At 44.0% G+C, this 22,781-nt stretch carries 23 protein-coding genes and 1 tRNA gene; 11 read left to right on the top strand and 13 right to left on the bottom strand.

Annotated elements, in window-relative coordinates; translation table 11 throughout:
- Positions 1-15: 15 nt before the first annotated feature.
- Entirely contained in the window at positions 16-1,107 is a 1,092-nt protein-coding gene (locus JK628_RS02200; protein ID WP_202287651.1) for a response regulator, read from the top strand.
- A 315-nt stretch (positions 1,108-1,422) separates the two neighbouring features.
- On the opposite strand, the gene JK628_RS02195 is transcribed toward JK628_RS02200, so the two are convergent.
- Positions 1,423-1,513 (bottom strand) — tRNA-Ser (locus JK628_RS02195).
- Between the two features lie 274 nt (positions 1,514-1,787).
- Here JK628_RS02195 and lepB point away from each other — a divergent pair.
- The 3 genes from lepB to JK628_RS02180 all read left to right on the top strand — a co-directional run bounded on the left by lepB (position 1,788) and on the right by JK628_RS02180 (position 3,930).
- Positions 1,788-2,456 carry a signal peptidase I gene (gene lepB, locus JK628_RS02190; protein ID WP_202287650.1) on the top strand — a complete coding sequence of 223 codons (669 nt, stop codon included), beginning with the start codon at positions 1,788-1,790 and terminating at the stop codon, positions 2,454-2,456.
- A gap of 162 nt (positions 2,457-2,618) precedes the next feature.
- A complete protein-coding gene (locus JK628_RS02185) occupies positions 2,619-3,131 on the top strand; it encodes a TlpA family protein disulfide reductase (RefSeq protein WP_202287649.1) in 513 nt (170 codons plus the stop codon).
- 226 nt (positions 3,132-3,357) lie between these two features.
- A complete protein-coding gene (locus tag JK628_RS02180; protein ID WP_202287648.1) occupies positions 3,358-3,930 on the top strand; it encodes an outer membrane beta-barrel protein in 573 nt (190 codons plus the stop codon).
- Positions 3,931-3,950: 20 nt separating this feature from the next.
- On the opposite strand, the gene JK628_RS02175 is transcribed toward JK628_RS02180, so the two are convergent.
- Positions 3,951-4,475 carry a hypothetical protein gene (locus JK628_RS02175; RefSeq protein ID WP_237524117.1) on the bottom strand — a complete coding sequence of 175 codons (525 nt, stop codon included), beginning with the start codon at positions 4,473-4,475 and terminating at the stop codon, positions 3,951-3,953.
- A gap of 232 nt (positions 4,476-4,707) precedes the next feature.
- Between JK628_RS02175 and ubiD the strand changes: the two genes are divergently transcribed.
- Together ubiD and fre are read left to right on the top strand one after the other, a co-directional pair.
- Positions 4,708-6,189, top strand: coding sequence for a 4-hydroxy-3-polyprenylbenzoate decarboxylase (gene ubiD / locus JK628_RS02170; protein ID WP_202287647.1), 1,482 nt, complete (start codon positions 4,708-4,710; stop codon positions 6,187-6,189).
- 76 nt (positions 6,190-6,265) lie between these two features.
- A complete protein-coding gene (gene fre / locus JK628_RS02165; RefSeq protein WP_202287646.1) occupies positions 6,266-6,976 on the top strand; it encodes an NAD(P)H-flavin reductase in 711 nt (236 codons plus the stop codon).
- 134 nt (positions 6,977-7,110) lie between these two features.
- Here the strand turns inward: fre and JK628_RS02160 are convergent, their stop codons facing one another.
- The 11 genes from JK628_RS02160 to JK628_RS02110 form a co-directional block, all read right to left on the bottom strand.
- Positions 7,111-8,403 carry a winged helix-turn-helix domain-containing protein gene (locus JK628_RS02160; protein ID WP_202287645.1) on the bottom strand — a complete coding sequence of 431 codons (1,293 nt, stop codon included), beginning with the start codon at positions 8,401-8,403 and terminating at the stop codon, positions 7,111-7,113.
- A 227-nt stretch (positions 8,404-8,630) separates the two neighbouring features.
- Positions 8,631-9,476, bottom strand: coding sequence for an ABC transporter permease (locus JK628_RS02155; protein WP_202287644.1), 846 nt, complete (start codon positions 9,474-9,476; stop codon positions 8,631-8,633).
- Positions 9,473-10,465, bottom strand: a complete 993-nt coding sequence (locus tag JK628_RS02150; RefSeq protein WP_202287643.1) for an ABC transporter ATP-binding protein — start codon at positions 10,463-10,465, stop codon at positions 9,473-9,475. The genes JK628_RS02155 and JK628_RS02150 overlap by 4 nt, the downstream gene beginning before the upstream one ends.
- Positions 10,455-11,786: a nitrous oxide reductase family maturation protein NosD gene (nosD, locus tag JK628_RS02145; protein ID WP_237524116.1), complete on the bottom strand. Its 1,332-nt coding sequence runs from the start codon at positions 11,784-11,786 to the stop codon at positions 10,455-10,457. The genes JK628_RS02150 and nosD overlap by 11 nt, the downstream gene beginning before the upstream one ends.
- Before the next feature lie 21 nt (positions 11,787-11,807).
- Positions 11,808-12,293: a nitrous oxide reductase accessory protein NosL gene (locus JK628_RS02140; protein WP_202287642.1), complete on the bottom strand. Its 486-nt coding sequence runs from the start codon at positions 12,291-12,293 to the stop codon at positions 11,808-11,810.
- A gap of 144 nt (positions 12,294-12,437) precedes the next feature.
- Positions 12,438-13,385 carry an NrfD/PsrC family molybdoenzyme membrane anchor subunit gene (gene nrfD / locus JK628_RS02135; protein WP_202287641.1) on the bottom strand — a complete coding sequence of 316 codons (948 nt, stop codon included), beginning with the start codon at positions 13,383-13,385 and terminating at the stop codon, positions 12,438-12,440.
- A gap of 2 nt (positions 13,386-13,387) precedes the next feature.
- Complete coding sequence (locus JK628_RS02130; protein ID WP_202287640.1) at positions 13,388-14,092, bottom strand: 4Fe-4S dicluster domain-containing protein; 705 nt, start codon at positions 14,090-14,092, stop codon at positions 13,388-13,390.
- A gap of 53 nt (positions 14,093-14,145) precedes the next feature.
- On the bottom strand, positions 14,146-14,862 hold the full coding sequence (locus tag JK628_RS02125; RefSeq protein WP_202287639.1) for a tetratricopeptide repeat protein: 717 nt from the start codon (positions 14,860-14,862) through the stop codon (positions 14,146-14,148).
- A gap of 43 nt (positions 14,863-14,905) precedes the next feature.
- On the bottom strand, positions 14,906-15,697 hold the full coding sequence (locus tag JK628_RS02120) for an FKBP-type peptidyl-prolyl cis-trans isomerase (protein ID WP_202287638.1): 792 nt from the start codon (positions 15,695-15,697) through the stop codon (positions 14,906-14,908).
- Positions 15,698-15,757: 60 nt separating this feature from the next.
- A complete protein-coding gene (locus JK628_RS02115) occupies positions 15,758-16,186 on the bottom strand; it encodes a rhodanese-like domain-containing protein (RefSeq protein ID WP_202287637.1) in 429 nt (142 codons plus the stop codon).
- A gap of 94 nt (positions 16,187-16,280) precedes the next feature.
- Positions 16,281-18,314: a cytochrome c3 family protein gene (locus JK628_RS02110; RefSeq protein ID WP_202289684.1), complete on the bottom strand. Its 2,034-nt coding sequence runs from the start codon at positions 18,312-18,314 to the stop codon at positions 16,281-16,283.
- 646 nt (positions 18,315-18,960) lie between these two features.
- On the opposite strand from JK628_RS02110, the gene JK628_RS02105 reads away from it, so the two are divergent.
- From JK628_RS02105 to JK628_RS02085, 5 genes are all read left to right on the top strand, one after another.
- On the top strand, positions 18,961-20,958 hold the full coding sequence (locus JK628_RS02105) for a heme lyase CcmF/NrfE family subunit (RefSeq protein WP_202287636.1): 1,998 nt from the start codon (positions 18,961-18,963) through the stop codon (positions 20,956-20,958).
- A complete protein-coding gene (locus JK628_RS02100; RefSeq protein WP_237524115.1) occupies positions 20,945-21,412 on the top strand; it encodes a cytochrome c-type biogenesis protein in 468 nt (155 codons plus the stop codon). The genes JK628_RS02105 and JK628_RS02100 overlap by 14 nt, the downstream gene beginning before the upstream one ends.
- A 76-nt stretch (positions 21,413-21,488) precedes the next feature.
- On the top strand, positions 21,489-22,025 hold the full coding sequence (locus tag JK628_RS02095) for a TlpA family protein disulfide reductase (protein ID WP_443020005.1): 537 nt from the start codon (positions 21,489-21,491) through the stop codon (positions 22,023-22,025).
- Between the two features lie 235 nt (positions 22,026-22,260).
- Positions 22,261-22,494, top strand: coding sequence for a hypothetical protein (locus JK628_RS02090; RefSeq protein ID WP_202287634.1), 234 nt, complete (start codon positions 22,261-22,263; stop codon positions 22,492-22,494).
- 3 nt (positions 22,495-22,497) lie between these two features.
- Positions 22,498-22,761, top strand: a complete 264-nt coding sequence (locus JK628_RS02085) for a hypothetical protein (RefSeq protein WP_202287633.1) — start codon at positions 22,498-22,500, stop codon at positions 22,759-22,761.
- Positions 22,762-22,781: the final 20 nt, after the last annotated feature.

Below are 22,781 nucleotides of genomic sequence, written 5' to 3'. Positions count from 1 at the left end.
CTAAGGGATAGAGCTATGTCAGAAGAAAATAGATCCATCATTCTTACAGTAGATGACACTGTGACTAACATCGAAGTCGTTAAAGGTGTTCTATTTGATGACTACCTAGTGCAAGCAGCACTGAGTGGTGAGGTGGCATTAAAGATCATTAATAAGCGCAAACCAGACCTGATATTACTTGATGTTATGATGCCAGGCATGGACGGTTATGAAGTATGCAAGCGTCTCAAAGCCGATGAAGCGACCCGTGATATCCCTATTATTTTCTTAACCGCAAAGTCCCAAGAAGAGGATGAAGCCAAGGGGTTAGCGCTTGGCGCGGTTGACTATATAACCAAACCCATTAGCCCATCTATTTTGAAAGTACGGGTAAGAAACCACCTTCTGCTTAAAGCTTCAAGAGAGTTATTGGAAAAGCAAAATGAGGTGTTAGAAGAGCGAGTGTTACAGCGTACTATTCAGCTCAATGAGCTACAAGATGTCACGATGGTTGCGATGGGGGCGCTGGCTGAATCAAGGGACGCTGACACGGGTAACCATATTAGGCGGACTCAACGTTATGTAAAAATCCTCGCCGAAGAGTTAGCCACCACTGATAAATATAAAGCATATTTACAGCCTGATATTATCACTGCATTGTTTAAATCCGCGCCGTTACACGATATTGGTAAGGTTGGCGTTGCAGACCGTATTTTGCTAAAGCCAGGTAAACTGACTGCTGCAGAGTTTGAAGAGATGAAACTTCACACCACTTATGGTCGTGATGCAATATCAGCGGCTGAAGGGTCGATAAACATTGCTGATAACTTTCTTATTTTTGCCAAGGAGATTGCCTATTATCACCATGAAAAATGGGATGGTAGTGGTTACCCCGAAGGCCTAGTGGGTGAACAGACACCAGTATCCGCTCGCTTGATGGCGATTGCCGATGTTTATGATGCCTTGATTAGTAAGCGGATTTATAAAGATGCATTCAGCCATCAAAATGCCGTTGATATCATCAACGAAGGCAGAGGCTCTCATTTCGACCCACTGATGGTGGACAGCTTTGTTAAGGTGGTCGATAAGTTCTACCAAATTGCTGAAACCTATAAAGACACAAACTAATATTGATAAGATCAGCTGAAACCTTAACGCTATTACCTTACCGCTCACATACGAAAAAGCCCTTAGCATCCCTGCAAAGGGCTTCGTCTTAATATGCCGCAGAGGTAGCTGACTTTAAACATTAGGAACCCTTAGGGTTCGACTCAACTATTTAAAATACAAAAAGCAAAAAGCCCGATATCTTTCGATATCGGGCTTCTCTTAATGTGGCAGAGAGATAGCTGACTTTAAACATTAGGAACCCTAGGGTTCGACTCAATTATTTAAAATACAAAAAGCAAAAAGCCCGCTATATAATAGCGGGCTTTTCTAATGTGGCGGAGAGATAGGGATTTGAACCCTAGATGGGCTACAAACCCATGCCGGTTTTCAAGACCGGTGCATTCGACCACTCTGCCATCTCTCCGAACGCCGTGAATAATAGGGATATCGAGTTAGAATGTAAAGCCTATATTTGTTCAACTGGGCAACAAATAGACCATTTGATGCATTTTCTGTAATAAAACCGTTTCTTTGCTGGATTATCCAGCAAAACAGCAGGTAAAAGTCACAAATTTCCCGCCGAAGTATTCGCAATTCATATTTGCTTACCTTTATCTCTAGCTAATATATGAATCATTGCACAGCAACAATGTCTCAAATTGAAGTAGAAACACCAATATCAATAAAGGAACTATTGTATGACAAGATTATTAACTCTGCTGAAACAGAATCGCTCTCTCATTTTGTTTGTGTCACTCATGCTGGTTTTTAGAAGCGCCGTTGCCGATTGGAATAGCGTGCCCACCGGTTCGATGAAACCCACGATCGTCGAAGGTGATCGTTTGTTGGTTAATAAAATGGCTTATGACCTTCGCATTCCATTTACCCATATATCCATTGCTAAGCTTGCGGATCCGCAACGCGGTGATATCGTGATTTTTGATTCAATGGCCAGCGACAAAAAATTAGTCAAACGAGTGATAGGCCTTCCCAGTGACATAATATCAATGCGTGATAATGTATTATCGATTAATGGTAAAACTTTGCAGTACAGCGATGCATCTTCACAGAAAAAGGACGCTTCTGAGATCCGAGTTGAGAATCTGTTAGGCTTGAACCATCAGGTAAAACTAGCAGGAATATCAGGGCAAGGTATTATTACTCGTCAGTCTAGTTTTGGTCCCATTACCGTCCCAGCAGACCATTATTTGGTACTTGGTGATAATCGCGATCACAGTGCGGATTCGAGAATGATAGGCTTTGTGCCACGAGCCGAAATTGTTGGCCGTTCACAAACAGTGGTATTTTCGGCTAATTACGAGAACTACTACCTCCCAAGACAAGAGCGCTTCTTGCACCCTTTATAGTCGTGCAGTTCCATTGCAAATAAGGTGCTTGCTCAAAATTGAGTATGCGCCTTTAAGCAACACTCACGTAATAAGCTGTTTCAAGTTAGCGATAACAACACTTATACAATTGCCCTAGGCTTTGCTACTTTATAGCCATTGTATTATATCAATGGACACCCTATGAGATCTCTGACACTTATTCTAGCCAGCTTGCTTATATTGACCACAGCAGGCTGTGCAAACAATACCGAACACAGTACTACAGCTCAAAAAGAGACAACATACTTAACCTACGTAAAAACGGGCGATAAAGTGCCAGTCACCCAGTTTGTTGATATCCAAGGAAACAGCATTGATCTGAGTCAATCGCGTAACAACAAGCTAATCATACTGTTTGCCACCTGGTGTCATGACTCACAACGCACCATCAAACACCTAACGGCATCAGACATTTATTTGAGCCCGAATATCGACATAATAGGAGTTGGCAGGGAGGAGAATAACCCTGCACTAGAGAAGTTTGCGGCAGAGTATGAGCTCAACTTTACCCTTGTTGCTGATACCGATAGAAGTATCTATAACCAGTTTGCTAATATAGGTATACCAAGGCTGATATTGTTAGATGCTGACAATAATGTAGTAAAAACCCTTATTGGTGAATCTGAAAATGCGATTACTGAAGTGGTTTGGTAATTTACTGCTCCACATTAAAGTGAGGCTGCGTCACTATTCACGGCCTCACTATAGTCAACTAAACAATAGCAACCGTATGCGCAACGTTATAACGCGGATGCCGTAGCTCACTGAACAACCACCCCAGTTCACAAAAGCCAATAAACTAGTATTTTTAACAGTTATTCTCTAACAACATAAATAGCTAGCATCAAACTTAAACCAATAGAAACAATAGAAACAATTGATGTTAAAGTTACCATACCTCTTATGCTTAGCCCTCTTTGCTATCGCACTACCGACTTACGCGGAAGATTCGATTGAACAAGCAGCATCACATCACAAAATAAACCTAACCTTTGGGCTAGCAAAAGCCAAAGAATCCCTTATTAGCTACCAAGATGATAACGACCTTGGCGCATTTATTTCTCTTGGATATAACTACTTTCTCACTCCTAAATGGGCCATTGATAGTTTTGCCTATGCTCATCGCCCAAAAACACCGCTTGCCACAGAGAGGGTTTACGCACAAGGCTGGGGGTTAGGCGCTATGTACAAACAGAAAATAGCGCTATCATCATGGAGCTGGAGTGCAAAACTCGGTATGCATAACAGCATTTTTAGCTATAGAAACAACTATGATAAAAATAATTCAATACACGTCGCAGATGAAGTTATCCGTCCCTATTGGGGAGTCGGTATTGATTGGGAGCTCTCTAGAAATTTAAGCTTAGCCTTTAGTTATACTCGGTTGAATTACGGCAAAGATAATTTTTCGCGAACCGATTGTTTTTGCACTACGCTCTCCTACAATTTCTAGATGTCTCAAGTCATTACTATTTAGTGCTCCACTATTTGATAGGTATTTGTGGACCAGTCGAATCTGTACTCGACCCCTTGCCATTCATAAACTGTACGACCATCTTTTTGTATCACCCGAGCATTCTCCGGTAACTGCCTTAACCCCGTGGCATAGCTAACGCTGGTGGTGACTCTTTCTGGCACCGCAATGACTTTAGGTTCTACTTGACGATAGCTTGGGCGCTGATATCGGTATGGATACACATGCCGATTACCTGAATACCCCCAGCGCGAGCCGTAGTAGCCCCAACCTGGACGGTAATAGCGACCACGATAGGGGTACGAGTACCAACCGTTTGATACGCCAACATTCCAACGCCATGGGTCGTTAAAGTTTGAGTTCCAGCCACTGCCCCAACCGACGCCAACACTGACATTACTCACGGCCCATAACGGCGGTGCGACAATGGATAAGTGCTGCTGCGTTATAGTATTCCCCGCCACCGCCGAGATAGACAACAGCATGAGTGATAGCGTAACCCCACTAGCAATAAGTTGTTTCATAGTCTACTCCTGCACTAATTCAACATTAGCAAAACATAAAGCGCTAAGCCATATTACGCCCAAATGCACTTAACGCCAATGCCATTTAAAGCTGTGCTTAACGCAAAAACAGCCCCATTACTAACAACTGACTCTGCAGCGTACTAAGCTTTGATGAACATGCTTTTAACGCCTACGTGAAAAATGCTATAGTGCGCGCCATATCACAGTTTATAGCGATGAGAATTCCCCTATGAGTTTTAAGGATTTACGCAGCTTTATAGATCACCTAGAGAGTAATGGTGAGCTTAAGCGTATTAGTTATCCGGTCGACCCTCATCTGGAAATGACAGAGATTGCCGATCGTGTTTTGCGTTCAAAAGGTCCTGCTCTGTTATTCGAAAACCCGGTCGGCAATGATATGCCAGTGCTGGTGAACCTGTTCGGTACACCGAAACGAGTCGCTATGGCGCTAGGCAAAGAAGATCCTCTCGCACTGCGTGAAGTAGGTGAATTACTGGCATTTCTCAAAGAACCTGAGCCACCGCGCGGCTTTAAAGATGCTATTTCTAAAATCCCGATGTTTAAGCAAGCCTTAAACATGCCGCCAAAAACAGTCCGCAACCCACCTTGCCAGCAAGTAGTCAAGAGCGGGGCTGAGGTTGATCTAACTCAGCTGCCCATCCAGCACTGCTGGCCTGGAGATGTAGCTCCTTTAGTCACTTGGGGGCTGACCATCACCAAAGGTCCACGTCAAAAACGGCAGAATTTGGGGATCTACCGTCAACAGTTACTGGGTAAAGACAAACTCATCATGCGCTGGCTTGATCATCGCGGCGGCGCATTAGACTTTAAAGATTTCAAAGAGAAAAACCCGGGTGAACGCTACCCCGTGGTGGTGGCATTAGGTGCCGATCCAGTCACCATTTTAGGTGCTGTGACTCCCGTGCCTGATTCAATGAGTGAATATGCCTTTGCCGGATTACTTCGTGGTGAACGCACTGACGTGTGTAAAGCAATTAGCTGTGATTTAGAAGTCCCCGCCACCAGCGAGATCATTCTTGAAGGCTATATCGATCCAGACGAGACTGCTGAAGAGGGCCCATACGGTGACCATACTGGTTATTATAATGAAACCGACTCATTCCCTGTCTTTACTGTGACCCATATGACTCATCGTAAAGATGCGATATACCACAGCACCTATACCGGCCGTCCACCTGACGAACCGGCGATGCTGGGCGTTGCTCTTAACGAGATTTTTGTACCGATTCTACGTAAACAGTACCCAGAGATCATCGACTTCTATCTGCCGCCTGAGGGTTGCTCGTATCGTATGGCTGTGATCTCAATTCGTAAGCAATACCCAGGTCATGCCAAGCGGGTGATGATGGGCGCTTGGTCGTTCTTACGTCAGTTTATGTACACCAAGTTTATTGTTGTCGTCGACGAAGACGTCAACTGTCGAGATTGGAACGATGTTATCTGGGCCATTACCACACGAATGGACCCTAAACGTGATACGGTAATGATAGAAAATACCCCTATCGACTATCTCGATTTTGCTTCTCCTGTGGCTGGACTTGGTTCAAAAATGGGTATGGATGCAACCAATAAATGGCAAGGTGAAACCGATCGCGAATGGGGAACACCTATCGTAATGGATGAAGCAGTCAAACAGAAAATAGATGAAATATGGAGCGAGCTAGGAATAGACGACGCACCGACCCTATAACGTAGCTTTGCCCTAGGTAATGCACAAAAACATATGTTGAATAAGCCTCCAAAGAGAGGCTCGTCAAGGAATAAAGATGAACACCATTAGTTGTACTATTGAAAAAATCGCACCGTTTAATGATGCGGTATTTCAGGTTATTTTAAAGCCTGCTGTCGCCTTTGATTTCAAAGCTGGCCAGTACCTTTGCGTAGTGATGGGAGAGAAAGATAAACGTCCGTTCTCTATCGCATCAGCACCTGATAGCCAGCACCTGGAGCTACATATTGGTGCCGCTGTTAGCGAGAGCTACCCTATGCAAGTGGTTGAGCGTCTTCAAGACTGCTTAGCAAATAACAGTACAATTGATATTGAAATGCCTGGCGGCGATGCCCACTTACGCCATACCAGTGTACGCCCACGCTTACTGATCGCTGGTGGTACTGGATTCTCTTATATCAAGAGCATTGTTGAGCATCAAATAGCACTTGGACAAGAGATTGAAACCACGCTTTATTGGGGTTGCCGTACCACAGATGCGATGTACTACGAAACAATCGCCCGTGAGTGGCATGATGCACACCCTTGGTTGCATTTTGTCCCCGTGGTAGAACAAGCGCCTAGCGATTGGAATGGTAAACAAGCTAACTTGTTGGAGCAGATAAAAGCCGATTTTGTTAGCCTTAATGGCTACGATATCTATATTGCAGGTCGCTTTGATATGGTCGGTGCAGCGCGAGAAGTGTTCCGTAGCATGGGTGTTGAAGAAGACCATTTATACGGTGACGCATTCGCCTTTATAAAATAATCTAATACTCGCACAAGTTCGAGTACAGACTATGCAATAACAGCCGCTAATAGGGCGCTAAAATTCATTCTTTGGCGCCCTTTTTGTTTAACTAGTTTTATATCGATTGAACGTATACGTCCTATCTAACCTTGCTAGATCCTTACCTGATCGTATTTATACCAAGCCACGATACTGCCTAATATCGGCGTGATCCAAACGGCACTCTTGTTATCGGTATATATACGATAAAAGTACAGCTCTTCATCGGTAATGTCGTGCTTTCTAATCGCTCGATAAAAATACATCGCTGACGGGCTTACCGTTTCAGGTTTAATAAACTCTTTTTGGCTCACTTTGACTTGAAACACATCAACAGTCATATCGTCAATTTTTTGCTGATATTGCTTAAAGGTACCGCGTAACTTGTACTTAATCGGCGTGGTTAAACAGTCTTCATCGGTAATACAAGCCGCCGAGTAAAACTGCCCAGTGTTTTCCCCTTCATAGATCAACGACAGACTAAGGTCTGAGCGCACCAGTAGTTCATCGGCCACTGGAAAATAGACATCAGCATGATAGTGGTGCTCAATAATATCTCCCTGCGAATGCTCAAGTTCGTTTTTTCCGTGGGGAATAATAATCTTGTTGTAACGGATCCGCTTTTCAAGCCGCTCTGTTAGCTCTGCAAACTGGCTGATGTTAAGCCCCGCTGGATTAATATCGATAGCTGTGATGTTCATTAACCCATGGCAGTTACATTCACCCTCTGTATAGTTTGGGCAAGCCGCCATTGAATAGTTATTACCGTCAGTCGCAACATAACCTTTAAAGTTATCAATATGGCTTACGTGGTTACTCTCCGGAGCCAAGTGTTTTTGCCACATCGACTGATGCAGATACTCAACATTACTTTGGTAAAACATCGGTACAATCTCTTTAGTGCCACCGATATTCAATGCCATTTTTTTATCGGCATTCCATAAGCCTGTATTTTTTACCGTATTATGATAATCACTGCTATACCAACATATTAAGAACAGTGCAGCCAGCACAAGAATGCCACCGACCTTAACCACCATCGAGACGTCAATGAGTGCTGTCTTAATCGACTCTGCATCATTCACCGCTAACATTTTGATGTGGGAACGCTCAGATACGTGCAGTTCATAACCACGTCTAGCAACCGTTTTAAGCTGAACTTCTGGATAGGCTTCCAGTTTTTTACGCAGTGTACTGACGCATTGCGTTAAAGAGGTCGCGGCAACGACGCGATCGGGCCAGCCCACAGCCAGCAATTCATCTTTATCGCATACGCTATCAGTTGTGAGCAGTTGATATAAAATCGCTGATTCTGAAAATGTCAGGCTGATAGTCGTACTATTGGCACGATCCAGCAGCTGTTTGGCCTGCTCATCGAGTTCCAGATAGGGAGTCACTTTTAGCAAGATTAACCTCTTTTTAGTCAATTGAGTCGGTTAATTAAACCTGCGCATTACAACAAATTATAGTGATAGAAATAGATCGCTATTGTGACAATTACCGCAATTCAGAGATCACAGTTAATAGAGGTATATCACTGTTCACAAAATGAAAAATAATTATCAACAATCAGGTTTGGCGCTCGCAACTTCTTAGCTGGCATGCTGCTATTATGCTAGAAAAAGAGAGCGCTTTATAACGGTTTATGATTAAAAATCCTTTGAGAGATAACCAGCAAACCACTGATCCAGCCGAACATTAACAAGTACATCACTGACAACCCTAAATCAATATCACCAATCATTGAGAGTGCACTCCCCGAACGATGTGCATCAATGGAGATTAGGTTAATCGCGCGGTAAAGATCGGTTGGATTCAGTGCAATCAAGATATTCAATAGCTGCTTATCGATAACCCCCACATCCGATACCAATACTGTCAGTAACAATAGGTCATAAATTAACACCAGCATGAACCACATAAACAATAACCCAGCGACTGCTTTAGCCTTCTCTGTCGCCCGTAAACTAACGATATAACCCAGTAAAACAAAAGTCAGCGCTAACAGGTTACTGCTAATAACAAACTGCATAAAAGCGCTCAGCACTTCAACCATTGAGTATTGGTTGCCAACAGCAAGCAATAGCACTGCCGTCGAACCAAAAGCACAACTAGTGGTGATGAACATAATCAAACCATGACCCAATAACTTCCCCACCAGTATTTGCCTGCGGCTGATGGGATATGACAATAACAACAGCAGTGTACCCGCCTCCTGCTCACCAACGAAACTGTCATAACTAAGCAAAATCGCTGCCAAGGGGATAATAAATACCGCCGTGGTCGACAAGCTCGACATTAAGTTAGCCAGTGGCGGTAGAGCAATGTCCCCGGTCACGGCACTACCCGCAAACGTAATAGAGAGCGATAACAGCATAAATATACTGCCCATAAACAGAACCCAACGATTGCGTAAGCTATCGCGCAGCTCTTTGTAAGCAATAATAAAAACAGGTGAAGTGAACTGTAGGTTCTTCATAATGTACTCTGACGCGCTAACGGGCTAAGTAACGACTGCAACCAACCTTTTGGCGACGTATCTGTCACAGCAATATCCGCTGGTAACCTATGTAACGGCTGCTGTTGCATAAAGTGGTGGTAGACAAGCTCTAAGCTGGGCTCAATGACACTGAAATCGGTACAAGACTTTTGTTGTACTAGATATTCAATCACGGCTTTACGCTCATCAGTACTCATCATTAACGCTTGCCCACGCGATAAGGACTGTAGATAGCTATCCCTCCGTAATTTATCGGTGAAATTGGGCAACCTAATTTGTGTCTTTAAACCACTTGCATGACGTAACTCATCAAGCGTTCCACAACCGACCCGGCGACCACCCGCAAGTAACAGCGCCCTGTCGAGATGCTTCTCAACAATCGACAGTTCATGGGTGCAGATAATCACTGCGCAGCCCTGCTCCTTGAGCGACTCTATCTTTTGATACAAGAACTGCGAGGCTTGCGGATCAAGCCCTACCGTGGGTTCATCCAACAACAAGATATCGGGTTGCGACAATATAGCTTGAGCGACACCGAGTCGCTGCTTCATCCCTTTTGAATAGGTTTTTAACTGTCGGTGCTGGGCATATTCCAATTCGAACTCTGCAATTAGCTGCTTAACTCGTGGAGTGTTAATACCTTTAAGCGCCGCAAAATAGCTAAGCACTTCCCAGCCAGTAAGCTTGTCATAAAAACTGACATCCTCAGGCAGATATCCAATATTGATGGGCTGCAGAGCTTGCCCAACCTGCAAGGTTAGTTTGCCTGAAGTCGGTTTAATTAACCCCAAAATTAACTTTATCAGGCTCGACTTCCCTGCGCCATTATGACCAAGCAGTGCTAAGGTTTGCCCCTGATACACCTCCAGGTTGATGTCCTGCAATGCGTCTAAATCTCCAAAGCGTAAGCCCACACGCTCAACACTCACCACGGGAGTATTAGACGTAATACTCGTATCACTGTTCATAGACAAACTCACTTACGTCACGCGCTAACTCAGCAGAATGGTTAATTGGAAAAGGCTGCATCAACGGGTGATCATCTTTAATTCCGCTGGCGGAAAATACGGTTAATTGCGACTCGACCCAACGCAAAAGGGAAACCACAGGGCTGTTCATTAAAAATTTGGCTTCGGGATAGCGCCAAAACAGCTTATCCATTGAGTCATTAGGCTGGTAACTCTGATCCCCAATACCATCTTGGCTATGATCCCATCCCATATAGCTACTCCAATAGTTGCCTCGCCCCGCCTGACTCCACTGCAGCAACTCATCCCCTACGTATTTAACTTGGATATTGTTATTAATAAAATTGTTCTCATAAATGCGGTTTTGCTCGCCACCCATTGCCATCGCAATGCCGATATCACTCATCGCAAACTCATTACCACGGATCTCGTTATCTAAGGCACCGTAGATGAACATGGCCCGACCTTGGTTACCTAAGGCCTCCTGCCCATTGGGATTATGGATATTGCGTAGCACATTGAACTCAATACGGGCACCATTAGTGATATTTAATAGCACCCCATACTCACTGGCATTTTGTGCCCTATTATGATGCAGATACACAGATTTCGAGCTCATAACCGCGTAACCACCATTCACATTTTCACTAACATTGCCGTAAGCTTCATCTTGCTCGCTATACATGTAATGAATGCCATATTGCTGCTCATAAAAGCGATTGTTGGCGACCAAGCTGCCTTTACTCGATTCGATATAGACACCATCTCTAACATGACTGATTTGATTAAACTCAATGACGGCCTGCTCAACACGATTGAGATAAATACCGTCCCCTCTATCGAGAATATGCAGCTGTTGATTGCCAGAAATTTGGTTATGGATAATGGTCAATGATCGGCTATGATCAGCACGGATCCCAAACCCATCTCCAGTTAACTTATTGCGGTTAATCGTTATATTTTCTGTTTGTTCGCTAATCAAAATTGCGGCATCACGCTCATACAGATCCGCGCCCCAGTTTTGAATAGTGATACCCTCAATAACAACATTGCTAGCGCTAACGGTTATCGCACTGCCATAACCTAAGGCATCGATATAGGCTCCCTGTCGTCCTTGCAGAGTGAGTGAGTAAGTGATTTCGAAGTTACCGCTGTAATGTGCATCTTGCAGCACTATGGTATCGCCGCGACCCGCGCTGAGCAGCTGTTCTCGCAGTCCATCGCTACTATTGACTGTCCATGTTGCCGCCATCAGAGAGTTGCTGAGTGCAACGGATCCAATAATCATAATGTGGGCGATAACATGAGCCATTTTTGACATTTAAAATAGGCCTAAATAGAGTTACTGATCGGCGAGTAGCTGAGTATCAATCTTCTCATAAGGAAGCACGATGCCACCTAATTCCTGTGCATATTTAACGGCAGCCTCTTTAGTGCCAAAGCTAGCCACTGCAGGCCCCATCACCGCTTTTTGACTCGCACCATAGACATACCAAGCCGTTTTAGCATCAATAAAGGCGCTGTCTTCGGGCTTTTGCCAATCCGTTTTTGCCATATCATGCACAAAGAGGTTGGTCACTTGACGCTTATTTTCGCTCTGTAATACAAAATTAAACATGTCTCGCGTCGAGCAGAACTTAGGAGTCACCTGCAGTCCTTTAAGGTGCACCTGACCTTTAGGACCTGGGTATTTCTTGATCATCATCCCACACATATGGCAACGGTCATGCTCATCAATGGTTTGCGCAACGACCGCGACCGTATCGCTTGCCTCTTGACCACAAGCAAATAACAAAGGCAATAACAGCAAGCCCCATAACTTTTTCATTGACGACCTCTACTGCAAAAAATAATTATTTATAATTGGCTGAGCTTTCGGTTCAACACCCAATTGCAACCCTGCAGGGGCGGCGCAATTGGGGCTGACCTACTCACCATTAATCACACGTACTTTGGATAATTAAATAAACAATTAAATCGCAAAGTTTTGACCCGCATACAAAATAAACAGGCGTAAACACATCATGCCAGTTACTGCACAAACACCTGAGGCATAAAATGCTTTAGCAGAATGGCCAAAAGACTTACTCGTGGCAAAGTTCAGCAGCAACGGACCGGCAAACCCAATTCCTATAACACCGAACCAAAACACGCTTGCCCACTCTCCAGAATGGAAAGCCGTAAATGCACTTTGTGCAGCGGCGTTTCCGGTCATTAATGAGGTGACAATCATGAAGATGAACATGGCTTCAGCAAACATAATCGGCCATTCAGCACCATGAAGTAGCTTCATATCTTGGCTATGCAGATCTTCTTTGAAGAGTGACACTGCCAACATTTTTGCAGATGCTGCCCCCGCCGAGATCCCCGATGCAATAAATAGCGCCGGCAGTACCGAGGTATTTATGATTGGGAAGCGGATCAAGGCTGAGATTAGGAAACCTGTGTAGGCACACACAGATAACGCTAAGATCAACACCAACACTTCAATCGGCTTACGTACAGCTTTCAGCTTTTGAATAATCGGCAGTAACACTTTAAGCGCCGGTATTGAGCGTAGCTCCTCCTCTAACGCTAATAGTGCAACAATAGCAGTCAACGGGATATAAACCGTTAAGGCAATCACACCAATAGACATCACGGAAGTAAAGTTGTAGTACACCAAAATTCGCCAAAAGAACAACGGGTTGGTTAGATCTAAAACCAAGCACAACATGCCCAAGCTGATGGTCACAAACGAGATCACCGCTGCAGCTTTGTAGAAAGGTGTATTCTCAGTCTGCTTCTTATAGAAGCGAACAAATATCGCGGTGGCTAGCGCGCCACCGGAAATGCCCGCAAAAAACAGGTAGACCGCAATCGGCCAAGGCCACGCAATGCCTTGAGATAACCCCGTGGTAAAATCAATAGTTCCATCCATAGCTACACCCCTAACTTAACAATTGGTATGTATCTCAAGCTGGGTTCGGTACCGAAACCAGGCTTAATGCGTACCGAATCTTTCACTCTTAAAAGCTTGCTCACATAAGAGTTAGGATCGTTAGCATCACCAAATATCAAGGCGTCATAACGGCACTGCTGCACGCAAGCTGGCAGCTCGCCATTCACCAGTTTAGTGTTTAAACAGAAATCACAATTATCTGCTACATCGGTCTCTTCATTGATGAATCGCGCATCGTACGGACAAGCACCGATACAGTACTTACAACCTGCACATTTCGCTTTATCCATGGTGACAATGCCTGTTTTCTCATCCCTATGGGCGGCGCCCGTTGGACAAACAGTGACACAAGGTGCGTTTTTGCACTGCTGGCAAGAAACACGAACATACTTACGTTCACAGTCACAGTCCGTTTTGCCGCAATGAGGGCAAGCAGAGCCAATCTCACCACCCGATTGCTGCTCCATGATTAAACGTGACTTGCCATCAGGTAAGTTGTTAGTGACGTTACATGCGTCCTTACACTCACCGCATCCAGTGCATTTATTTTGATCAAACACCATTACATAATGGGGTTTATTCGCATCCGACTCCTCTTTGACTGAACTGCACCCTAAGGGCGCTATTATCAAAGAGCTGGCTCCTAAGCACTTAAGGAACCTCCGTCTCTCTATATTTTCACTCACAGCATCCTCCATCTGTCAGCTCTGTTGCTGACCTGTTTTTTATTGGTGTGACTTTACTCAGATGCAGTCACTGAACGATTAGCTATTTTTTGCTCGGTTTTTAAAATTGCATTATTAATTGCAGCTCTGCTAAAGCCCTGACTTTGACTACGCAGCAGTAACTGCCAATGAGTTATCGCTTTTTCATAGTCCTTATTGAGGTATGCATCCGTGGCGATAAGCAGTTGCGATTGAAATTCAAACTCGTCCAATGCTAAGGCTCTAGCTAAGACTAAACTGGTCTCAATACTCATCGCTCTATTGTCTCGGTAATACATAGCAGTAGCTTTCATCCCTAAGGTCTGCGCGTCATCACCTGTGATGGCGAGCAGATCATTTAGGGTTGCAATAGACTGGGCATATAAGCCGCCTTCTGCATAAGATTGAGCTAAAGTTAATAATGCAATTTCGTTGTTAGGTTGCTCATTGACTTTCCGTGCATTTTTATTGATATCTGCGGCGATCAGATAATCAATTTGTTCGTCGATGACTCCTTTATCCCATTCGGTGAAACGTCCAAGCTGGCTATATAACACCAGCGGTAAAATAACCATTACAATAGAAATTGCTGCTGGCACCGTTCGATTAGCGGGGCTTGTGGTACCCGATGAATCGTTAGTCTGCTTGGTTTGCATTATGTGTTGCAGATGATGAGCTTGTAGGTGATGGACCCAAACAAACACAATGGTGCTAACAAGACAAAACCCAATGCCAACAGCAAGAATACTCATAGTGACTCTCTAATTTCGTTAGATGATTCAGGCACTCAATGAACTAGTGCGCTTTATCCATTCCCATCATGCCGCCCATGCCCATGCCGCTCAGGCCCATGCCATGTGCGTTTTCGCCGGGAGCTTCCACTTTAACTAACTCAACTTCGAACACTAATGTTGAGCTTGGCGGAATGATGCCGACCTGTTTTTCGCCGTAGGCTAATGTTGATGGGATGGAGAACTTGTAAATGGCACCTTGGTTCATTAACGGGATCCCCTCTTGCCAACCTTCAATCACACTCATCAAGGCAAAGCGATTCGGCTCATCACGCTCATAAGAGTTATCAAATTCAGTACCGTCAACCAGGTAACCTTTGTAATGAACAGTAACCACATCTTGTGGATCGGGCTTGCGTCCCTCACCCTCTGAAATTACCTCATATTGCAGGCCTGATTCGGTAACGGTAACCCCAGCTAGTTTCTTGTTGTTAGTCAGAAAGTTACTACCAGCGGTCATATTCTGTAACGCTGCTTTCTCTGCAACAGCTGTTTTCGCAGCATTTAGTTGCTCTGCCCGCTGATTTAAAAAAGTGAGGATCTCTTCGTCTGAAAATTGTGGATTATTTTTTAGCGCGTCAACAACACCTTCAATAACAAGATCAACGTCGACTTCGGCACCGAGCTCAGTTTGGCTATAAATCTGGCTAGAAATGTACTTTCCCAATGAAGCGCCAATACTGTAGGACTCTTTTTGAGTGTCGGTAGTCAGTGCTGTGTTAGCCATGCTGCTGGCAGAAATAAAGAGGGAAAGTCCCGTCACAACAGCAATAGAAGTTTTTGCGAATTTTTTCATGGTCATCATCTCATTAAATAAAAAAGTCATTCATAAAATTGGTTGCACAACATCCATCTGTTATGGCCTTTCAGTTACGCGGTTTGATAAGCGCCAGCCGTATATTCCATCGGGCATCTGTCTTACGTTGCTGTAGCCCATTTTCATTGCCGCGTGTGCGGCTATCTCACTTGCATTACAAAGACGATTTGCACAGTAGAAAATCATCTCGGCATCTTTATTCTTTGGTAAAAGTTTCTTCCAATCTTTCACATTGAAATAGATAGCACCTGGAATAAACCCTTCAGCCCACAACTCCAACGTATTGACGTCATAGAAGTACACACCCTCTTGGCCTAACAAACTATCCACTTCTCTCATGGTGATAGTATTGAGTTGGTGCTCATAACGAGGAGCTGGTGCCATCTCTGAACCGCCGCCAGCAAAACAAGTTGCAGCGCTAGCAAGCAGTGTGAATGTAACTAGAATCTGACCAAGTGCTTTTTTCATATTTTTGTCTCTTATTTACCTCGGAACTTTCTGTTGTGGCATTTCCAGCTACGACTTTCGGTCCCGAGGTAAAATTTTGCTAACGAGTTAGGGCCTACTTAGCCGCGTAACCAGTACCATCAAGGATGTTTTGCGCTTGAGTAACATATGTTAGCGCTGCATCGAGACGTTTCTGGCTGTAACGGAATCCGTGAACACCCCACGAACCATCCTTGCGGATAAGATCAACTGTTTCTTTTGCTTTCTCAGCGAGCATAAGAACCTGTGTCTTGTCTTCAGTAGACAGTTTGGTGACTTCGAGCAGCTTATCAATGCGCTCTAGTGCAACTTCAACTTGGGCGTGAACCTCTTTAATAGGGGTCTGCCATTTCATTACTTCGCCGTAGATTTCCATCTGGTCTTCATAATGCAAACCAGTCTCTAGCTCAGATTGGAACTGACTGTGACAACCTTTGTTCTCTACCACATCGTGGTCAGAGATTGCTGTACGAGCACAAGACCACATTAAATCAAGGTAAGAGCGTCCCTCTTCATTCTTAGCAACCGTCCAACCTTTACCTGCTTTAGGACCTTGAGTACGAGGCTCACCTTCAGGTGGGTTAATCGTTTTACGCTTAGGATCTACGTCGATTTTCCACATGTGAGACTTACGTACCGCATCGAAACCAGCTTGATCAGGGAACTGCATTGCCTTGAAGTTTTCACAGCTACCCATGTTAGGCATGTGACAGCTTTGGCAAGTTTGCTTGTTGTGAGTATCTGTATTTTCAGCAATCAGCGTTTGTGCTTCATGACAATCTTTACAGTCTTTTTTCAACTTAGGCTTGGTGATGCCAGACATCCATGAACCGTCGGTCACTTCATGTGGATCATGACAAGTTGTACAACGCATGCCTTTTTCATAGTGCATAGAGCTATACATCTGTGAACCTTCAGTACCACAAGATGGACAAAGAGACTTCATCTTCACGCCAAAGGCATATTCACCTTTTGCTTCGTTTTCTGGAGTGTCCATAAGTGCCGGGTTGTACTGGAAGCGTTGGTGACAACGTTCACAGTTAGACTGCATGCCACCAGTACCGCCATCTAAGTGACCACCTGCGCCATGACACTCTTCACAAGCAATACCCTTACTAATGGTATGCTCTTGCAATTTCTTAGGATCACCTAAGGCATCGAAGTACTCTTGCTGATTTTGGAAATCAAATTTGAAAGAGTGACAAATTTCGCAATATGAACTTGCTGGCTGGAACAACATCTCTTTACGGTATTTAGCACCGTATGAGCTCATGCCTTTTTGGTGCGAACCTGAACCGCCAAATCCTGCAAGTGTTGTTGGAAACTCAGGAATAACGGCGTTGATTTTCTTCGCCATATCATCGGTTAGCCACTCAGCCCAACCACGAGAGAACTGGTTAGCACCTGCGACCATTTTACCGGTTCCATCACGTAACAAACCGCCTTCAATGTGGTAAGTTCCTCGCACTAGCCAAGCATCAATAAAACCATATTTAGTACGCGGTGTACCTACGGTGGCATAGATCGCATCAGGGGTAATACCGTCAGGTAAGATTGAGGTATCTTTGGTGTCATACATGGTTTGTTCGATATCATTATCGACCTCTGGATGTTCACCAGGGAAGCGAATTGTTTTAGCATGACGCGAACGTTGCCACTTCTCATATTGAGTAGCATGACACTCTGCACACTTTTCTGGACCAACAAAGTTATTTGGATAATCCAAAATAGATTTAGCACCTAAACGGTACTGAACTGCGCGAGGCTTACCATCAATAGAGCTATAGTTTGGGCTCTTACCTGTATCTAAATACTCTTCACCACGGTCACTAATGTGGTAATCACCCACTAAGTTTCCGGATTGTTGATATTTAAATAGCGGATGATTTTCGAACAAGAAATCAAATAACTCTTCCTCTTGAACAATATAATCCTGCAGCGTTTTAACACCGTTAACTCTTTCTGTACCTTGGTAATTGGCAATTGCTTCTTTCGCTGTTTTACCCATTTCAGGTACACTGTTATATTTGCCACCACTGGCATTAACATTAGCAATGGCACCAAAACAAAACAGCACACTTAATGCTACCTTGTGCTTCCATCGTCTCATCATTCACTCCTACTTATCATCAGTATTATTTTTAAAATCTGGTTTACATTTAACGTTTAACATTAGTCTTTAGCTTTATTTAAGCAGTAATTAACTTCACCGAGTCGTTATTTACCACCGCAACATCAAGGCCTATTTATCTAATGTGTTCTACAAAACCTAACCGTTCACCGAACGACTTAAACAACTGAGCAACCGCTATTCTCCTGATAATGGAGACAAAAAGTATGCGCTAGTGCACAGAAAAAAACGCATTAGTTATGAGTAGTTGTAAAAACAAAATAATCACCAAATAACAACAGCTTAGGAAGTGGGCGCGTTAACTTTTGAAGTGTAAAACCCATGATTTTTAGATCTAAAAATAGCTTAATCACCACATTTACATATTAAAAATAATAGTGATTAGATATCTAAAACGAGAGTTTGAACTAGCTCTCATTATTTTCATAGCATCTAACTTAGGATTCATTAAAGTAATAAATAGCTAGTAATAGCGACATTGACAAGACTTGAATAACTAATAAACGGCACAGTTAGTTATACATAGTACCTATATAGGCAAGTCACTTATACAAAGACAGCACTTATATGGTAAATGTATATTTGTAAAAAACATTTATAGCTAATCAGAGGTATGGGGGTGAATATGATTCCAGAGATAGGCTTGATACTACTTATAATATCTTCAACTTTGTCACTTATATTATCTACTGTCACAATTCTCGGTATTAAACTAGACAGTGAGTATTTACTTAGCTATACCAAACCATTAACTACACTGATGTGTTTAACACTAGTGTGTTCAATATTCTCATTAGCTTACTGCTTCCTCATTGATGATTTCTCTGTCGCTTATGTTGCTAATAACTCCAATACACAATTGGCCACTTTATATAAGGTGGCAGCGGTATGGGGCTCCCATGAAGGCTCGATGTTGTTTTGGGTGGTCGCTATTGCCGTTTGGTCAGCCTTTATCATTAACCGCGCCCCTGCGACAAATCAACATTTTCATCAGAAACTGGTAGCTATTGCCGCACTGCTAATATTCGGCTTTTGTCTATTCCTACTTTTTACCTCTAGCCCCTTCACTCGGCTATTACCCGATATCCCCATTGAGGGCAGAGATCTCAACCCCATACTGCAAGATATTGGGCTGATCATTCACCCACCGCTGCTGTTTCTTGGTTACGTTGGGTTAACCATCTGTTTCGCTGGTGCCGTTGCAGCCTTGTTATCCGGTGGCTTAAGTCAACAATATGCGCGCTATCTGCAACCTTGGGCTATTTTGGCGTGGGTGTTTTTAACTGGCGGCAATGCATTTGGCTCATGGTGGGCTTATAACGAACTGGGTTGGGGAGGTTGGTGGTTTTGGGATCCAGTAGAGAACGCTTCATTTATTCCCTGGTTAGTGTCGACTGCGATGGTTCACTCAATGTTACTTACCGCAAAACGCGGCATATTGGGGTCTAGTAGTATTTTTCTGGCAATATTGGCTTTTTCGTTAAGTCTATTAGGCAGTTTTTTAGTCCGCTCAGGCGTGGTTCAATCGGTGCATGCTTTTGCATCAGATCCCACCCGTGGTGTGTCGATACTGATCCTACTGATTGTGTTCTCAGGCTCGGCGATGGCGTTGTTTGCCCAGCGCACGAGTATAAAATCGGCGCCGATAACATTCTCGCTGTGGTCTAAAGAAAGCCTAATACTTCTCGGTAATATGTTACTTGTTATCGCCGCTATTTCGGTACTATTGGGCACTTGCTACCCGCTGATATTCGAAGTCATCACTGGGCAAACAATCTCTGTGGGCGCGCCCTATTTCAACAGTATTTTTATTCCAATCACTGCACTGATCTGTTTACTTATGGGTCTTGCCCCTCTGCAAAATTGGCGCCGTAGCACTAAGGTGCAGCAGCCTTTAATATTAGTGGCCGCATGTATGGTAATGGCCTTGACTGCCACCTGGATGACAAAAGAGTCATTTAGCATTTGGCTGCTACTGGGCTTGTTCTCTTCTCTATGGGTCATCAGCGCTACAGGGCTTGCATTAGTCCAACGAGCCGCCTTTAAAAACTATGAGAACGGCACAGGTAATGGCCGTTCATCAATGCGTTTTTACGCGATGTGTTTCGCTCACATCGGTGTAGCAATATCGGTTCTAGGCGCTACGTTAGTATCCAACTTTGAGACTGAGGAGCTACTGCGCATGGGTCCTGGTCAAGGTAAAACACTGAGCGGCTACAGCTTTATCTATGATGAGACACAAAACGTTGAAACTAGCAGCTACACCGCTATTCAAGCTCAAATAAGAGTATTGGATAGCCAAAATCAGTTTGTGACTTACCTCTATCCCCAAAGACAAACCTTTAAAACCAATGGCATGGAGATGTCCGCAGCGGGAATACATAGCGGCCTCTTAGGGGATTTATACGTTTCTATGGGACAAAAACTGACGAAAAATAGTGGCCTTAATGACAATGAATACCTCATTAGGATCAGCTACAAACCGTTAGTAAATTGGATATGGTTAGGCGCACTTTTCATGATGATTAGCGGAGTTGTTATTGCCTTTGTTAGCAGAAACAGTATCGCGAGGATCCATTCGCCAACAACACAGCACCAGGAGTACTGCAATGAATTGGCATAGAGGCACAATCAATGGTGCAACCCGCGTGCTATCGACAATGTTTATTCTGCTATCAGCACTGTTTTGTACCATTGTATTTGCGCAAGATAGTCTAGCACCGACCCATTATACTGATGCACAAAAACGGGATATAGGCTTTGAAATAGCGCGTGAACTGCGCTGCCCAATGGCGGTAAATCAAAACCTATTTGATTCACAGAGCAAGATTGCCAGTGAACTTAAAGGGCAAATATTTTTGATGCTGGACGAAGGGCAATCTAAAGCCGCTATTATTGACTTTATGGTACAACGTTACGGCGAGAAGATCCGTTACATGCCAGCACTCAGTAGCCATACGTTTATGCTGTGGTTAATCCCCATCATCTTGGTACTACTCGCCATAGTCGGTCTGTTTCTCTTGGTACAGCCAACATTGAAAACTCAAAAACTTGAGCAGGACACTCTTCATGAATAATTTAGTTCTTCGCCCACGCTCATACGCTAAAGCGCTAGTGCCTTTGCTCGCCATCGCCGGAGTCAGTTTGACCTTGATGTTTCCAGTACAGGCAGCCATTCCCACGCAAAAGGTTTACGACACCGGACAGCCGATAGAAAAACCGATGATAATGTCACGCTTTATAGAGATGAGTTCGGCAAGAAAAGTGCCTGATGTCAGCTTCAACGACACTAACGGCGACTCAATTAACCTAAAGCAATTCGATGGCAAAGTGGTATTGATGAGCTTGTGGGCAACATGGTGTGCTCCCTGCATAAGTGAAATCCCACAAATGGAAGCCATTAGACAGGCAAACATCGACAATGATTTAGTGGTGCTCCCCGTCTCCATCGATGAAGAGAGCGATAAGGTCGCGGCTTTCTTAGCCCGTCATGATCTTGCTTACTATCACACATGGTTAGACCCTGAAATGAATATAGATAACGTCATGCCTGCCGATGTCGTACCGGCCACTTATGTATTTGATGGTTCAGGTAACCTTATTGGATTCCTGCGTGGTTACCTCGACTGGAGTGACAAAGATATCCAACCTTACCTAGAGAAACTCATTAGCAAATACGCAAACCGCTAAGCCAATATCCTCGCTATGCTCTAGCGCAAAATAGTATTATCGCGCTGCCCTTTTGATTATTGTCAAAAGGGCTTTTTTTTTGGCTGATTCAACCTCGAAGAGCATAAATCAATTCAGAACGGTAATTATAGATATTTAATGCTGTATTTAATGTAACGAGTTCAACGATACTTTTATTACCTCTGGTATTGTTTTAAGGTGATGACCCACTTAAATGCCAAGGACGAATCAACATATGGAAGTGTTTAACATTAGTCGTATTACCACTGCTGAAGGAATTTTTAAGATCTCTGGAGAGACGTCGGTAAGCCAGTCCGACAATAAAGAGCTGCATTCAGTTCATATCACCGCCCTCGCGATAATGAGCACCGATGGTTGGCAGGCGTTGGATGTCAGTGTCGATTCCGTGCAAAGGCTCATCGCTAAGCTTAATTCCCCAATCCTTTGCCACCTAAAAGTCGAGGTCTAACTCATGCCTAAAGTGATGACGAACATAAAACCTACAAGCCTACTTATTATTCTTTTCTTGGTCATATCACCTTTAACCGCCTGCAGCGTGCAACAAACCCAATCAGTGGCAGAGCCCTTTATCACCGGTGCTGACCGCTCACGCGAAGCTAGAGAAGAGCAAGAGGCGCACAACATTAATGATCAGAAAACCACTAATAGAGATGTTGAAGTGGGTATTTTAACCACCATCATGGCATTTTTATTTTCAGGTATCAGTGGGGACTAACCTGTAAGTCCAATCGCTTG

It is taken from the genome of Shewanella sp. KX20019, assembly GCF_016757755.1.
Lineage (GTDB): Bacteria > Pseudomonadota > Gammaproteobacteria > Enterobacterales > Shewanellaceae > Shewanella.
The sequence above is the reverse complement of the archived record's forward strand: the minus strand, read 5'-3'. Positions and strand labels throughout refer to the sequence as shown.

Bases quoted from the DNA above. Each gene is read 5' to 3' on its own strand.
- JK628_RS02200 (WP_202287651.1), top strand. From the start codon at position 16: ATGTCAGAAGAAAATAGATCCATCATTCTTACAGTAGATGACACTGTG.
- lepB (WP_202287650.1), top strand. From the start codon at position 1,788: ATGACAAGATTATTAACTCTGCTGAAACAGAATCGCTCTCTCATTTTG.
- JK628_RS02185 (WP_202287649.1), top strand. From the start codon at position 2,619: ATGAGATCTCTGACACTTATTCTAGCCAGCTTGCTTATATTGACCACA.
- JK628_RS02180 (WP_202287648.1), top strand. From the start codon at position 3,358: ATGTTAAAGTTACCATACCTCTTATGCTTAGCCCTCTTTGCTATCGCA.
- JK628_RS02175 (WP_237524117.1), bottom strand. From the start codon at position 4,475: ATGAAACAACTTATTGCTAGTGGGGTTACGCTATCACTCATGCTGTTG.
- ubiD (WP_202287647.1), top strand. From the start codon at position 4,708: ATGAGTTTTAAGGATTTACGCAGCTTTATAGATCACCTAGAGAGTAAT.
- fre (WP_202287646.1), top strand. From the start codon at position 6,266: ATGAACACCATTAGTTGTACTATTGAAAAAATCGCACCGTTTAATGAT.
- JK628_RS02155 (WP_202287644.1), bottom strand. From the start codon at position 9,476: ATGAAGAACCTACAGTTCACTTCACCTGTTTTTATTATTGCTTACAAA.
- JK628_RS02150 (WP_202287643.1), bottom strand. From the start codon at position 10,465: ATGAACAGTGATACGAGTATTACGTCTAATACTCCCGTGGTGAGTGTT.
- nosD (WP_237524116.1), bottom strand. From the start codon at position 11,786: ATGTCAAAAATGGCTCATGTTATCGCCCACATTATGATTATTGGATCC.
- JK628_RS02140 (WP_202287642.1), bottom strand. From the start codon at position 12,293: ATGAAAAAGTTATGGGGCTTGCTGTTATTGCCTTTGTTATTTGCTTGT.
- nrfD (WP_202287641.1), bottom strand. From the start codon at position 13,385: ATGGATGGAACTATTGATTTTACCACGGGGTTATCTCAAGGCATTGCG.
- JK628_RS02125 (WP_202287639.1), bottom strand. From the start codon at position 14,862: ATGAGTATTCTTGCTGTTGGCATTGGGTTTTGTCTTGTTAGCACCATT.
- JK628_RS02120 (WP_202287638.1), bottom strand. From the start codon at position 15,697: ATGAAAAAATTCGCAAAAACTTCTATTGCTGTTGTGACGGGACTTTCC.
- JK628_RS02115 (WP_202287637.1), bottom strand. From the start codon at position 16,186: ATGAAAAAAGCACTTGGTCAGATTCTAGTTACATTCACACTGCTTGCT.
- JK628_RS02110 (WP_202289684.1), bottom strand. From the start codon at position 18,314: ATGAGACGATGGAAGCACAAGGTAGCATTAAGTGTGCTGTTTTGTTTT.
- JK628_RS02105 (WP_202287636.1), top strand. From the start codon at position 18,961: ATGATTCCAGAGATAGGCTTGATACTACTTATAATATCTTCAACTTTG.
- JK628_RS02100 (WP_237524115.1), top strand. From the start codon at position 20,945: ATGAATTGGCATAGAGGCACAATCAATGGTGCAACCCGCGTGCTATCG.
- JK628_RS02095 (WP_443020005.1), top strand. From the start codon at position 21,489: ATGTTTCCAGTACAGGCAGCCATTCCCACGCAAAAGGTTTACGACACC.
- JK628_RS02090 (WP_202287634.1), top strand. From the start codon at position 22,261: ATGGAAGTGTTTAACATTAGTCGTATTACCACTGCTGAAGGAATTTTT.
- JK628_RS02085 (WP_202287633.1), top strand. From the start codon at position 22,498: ATGCCTAAAGTGATGACGAACATAAAACCTACAAGCCTACTTATTATT.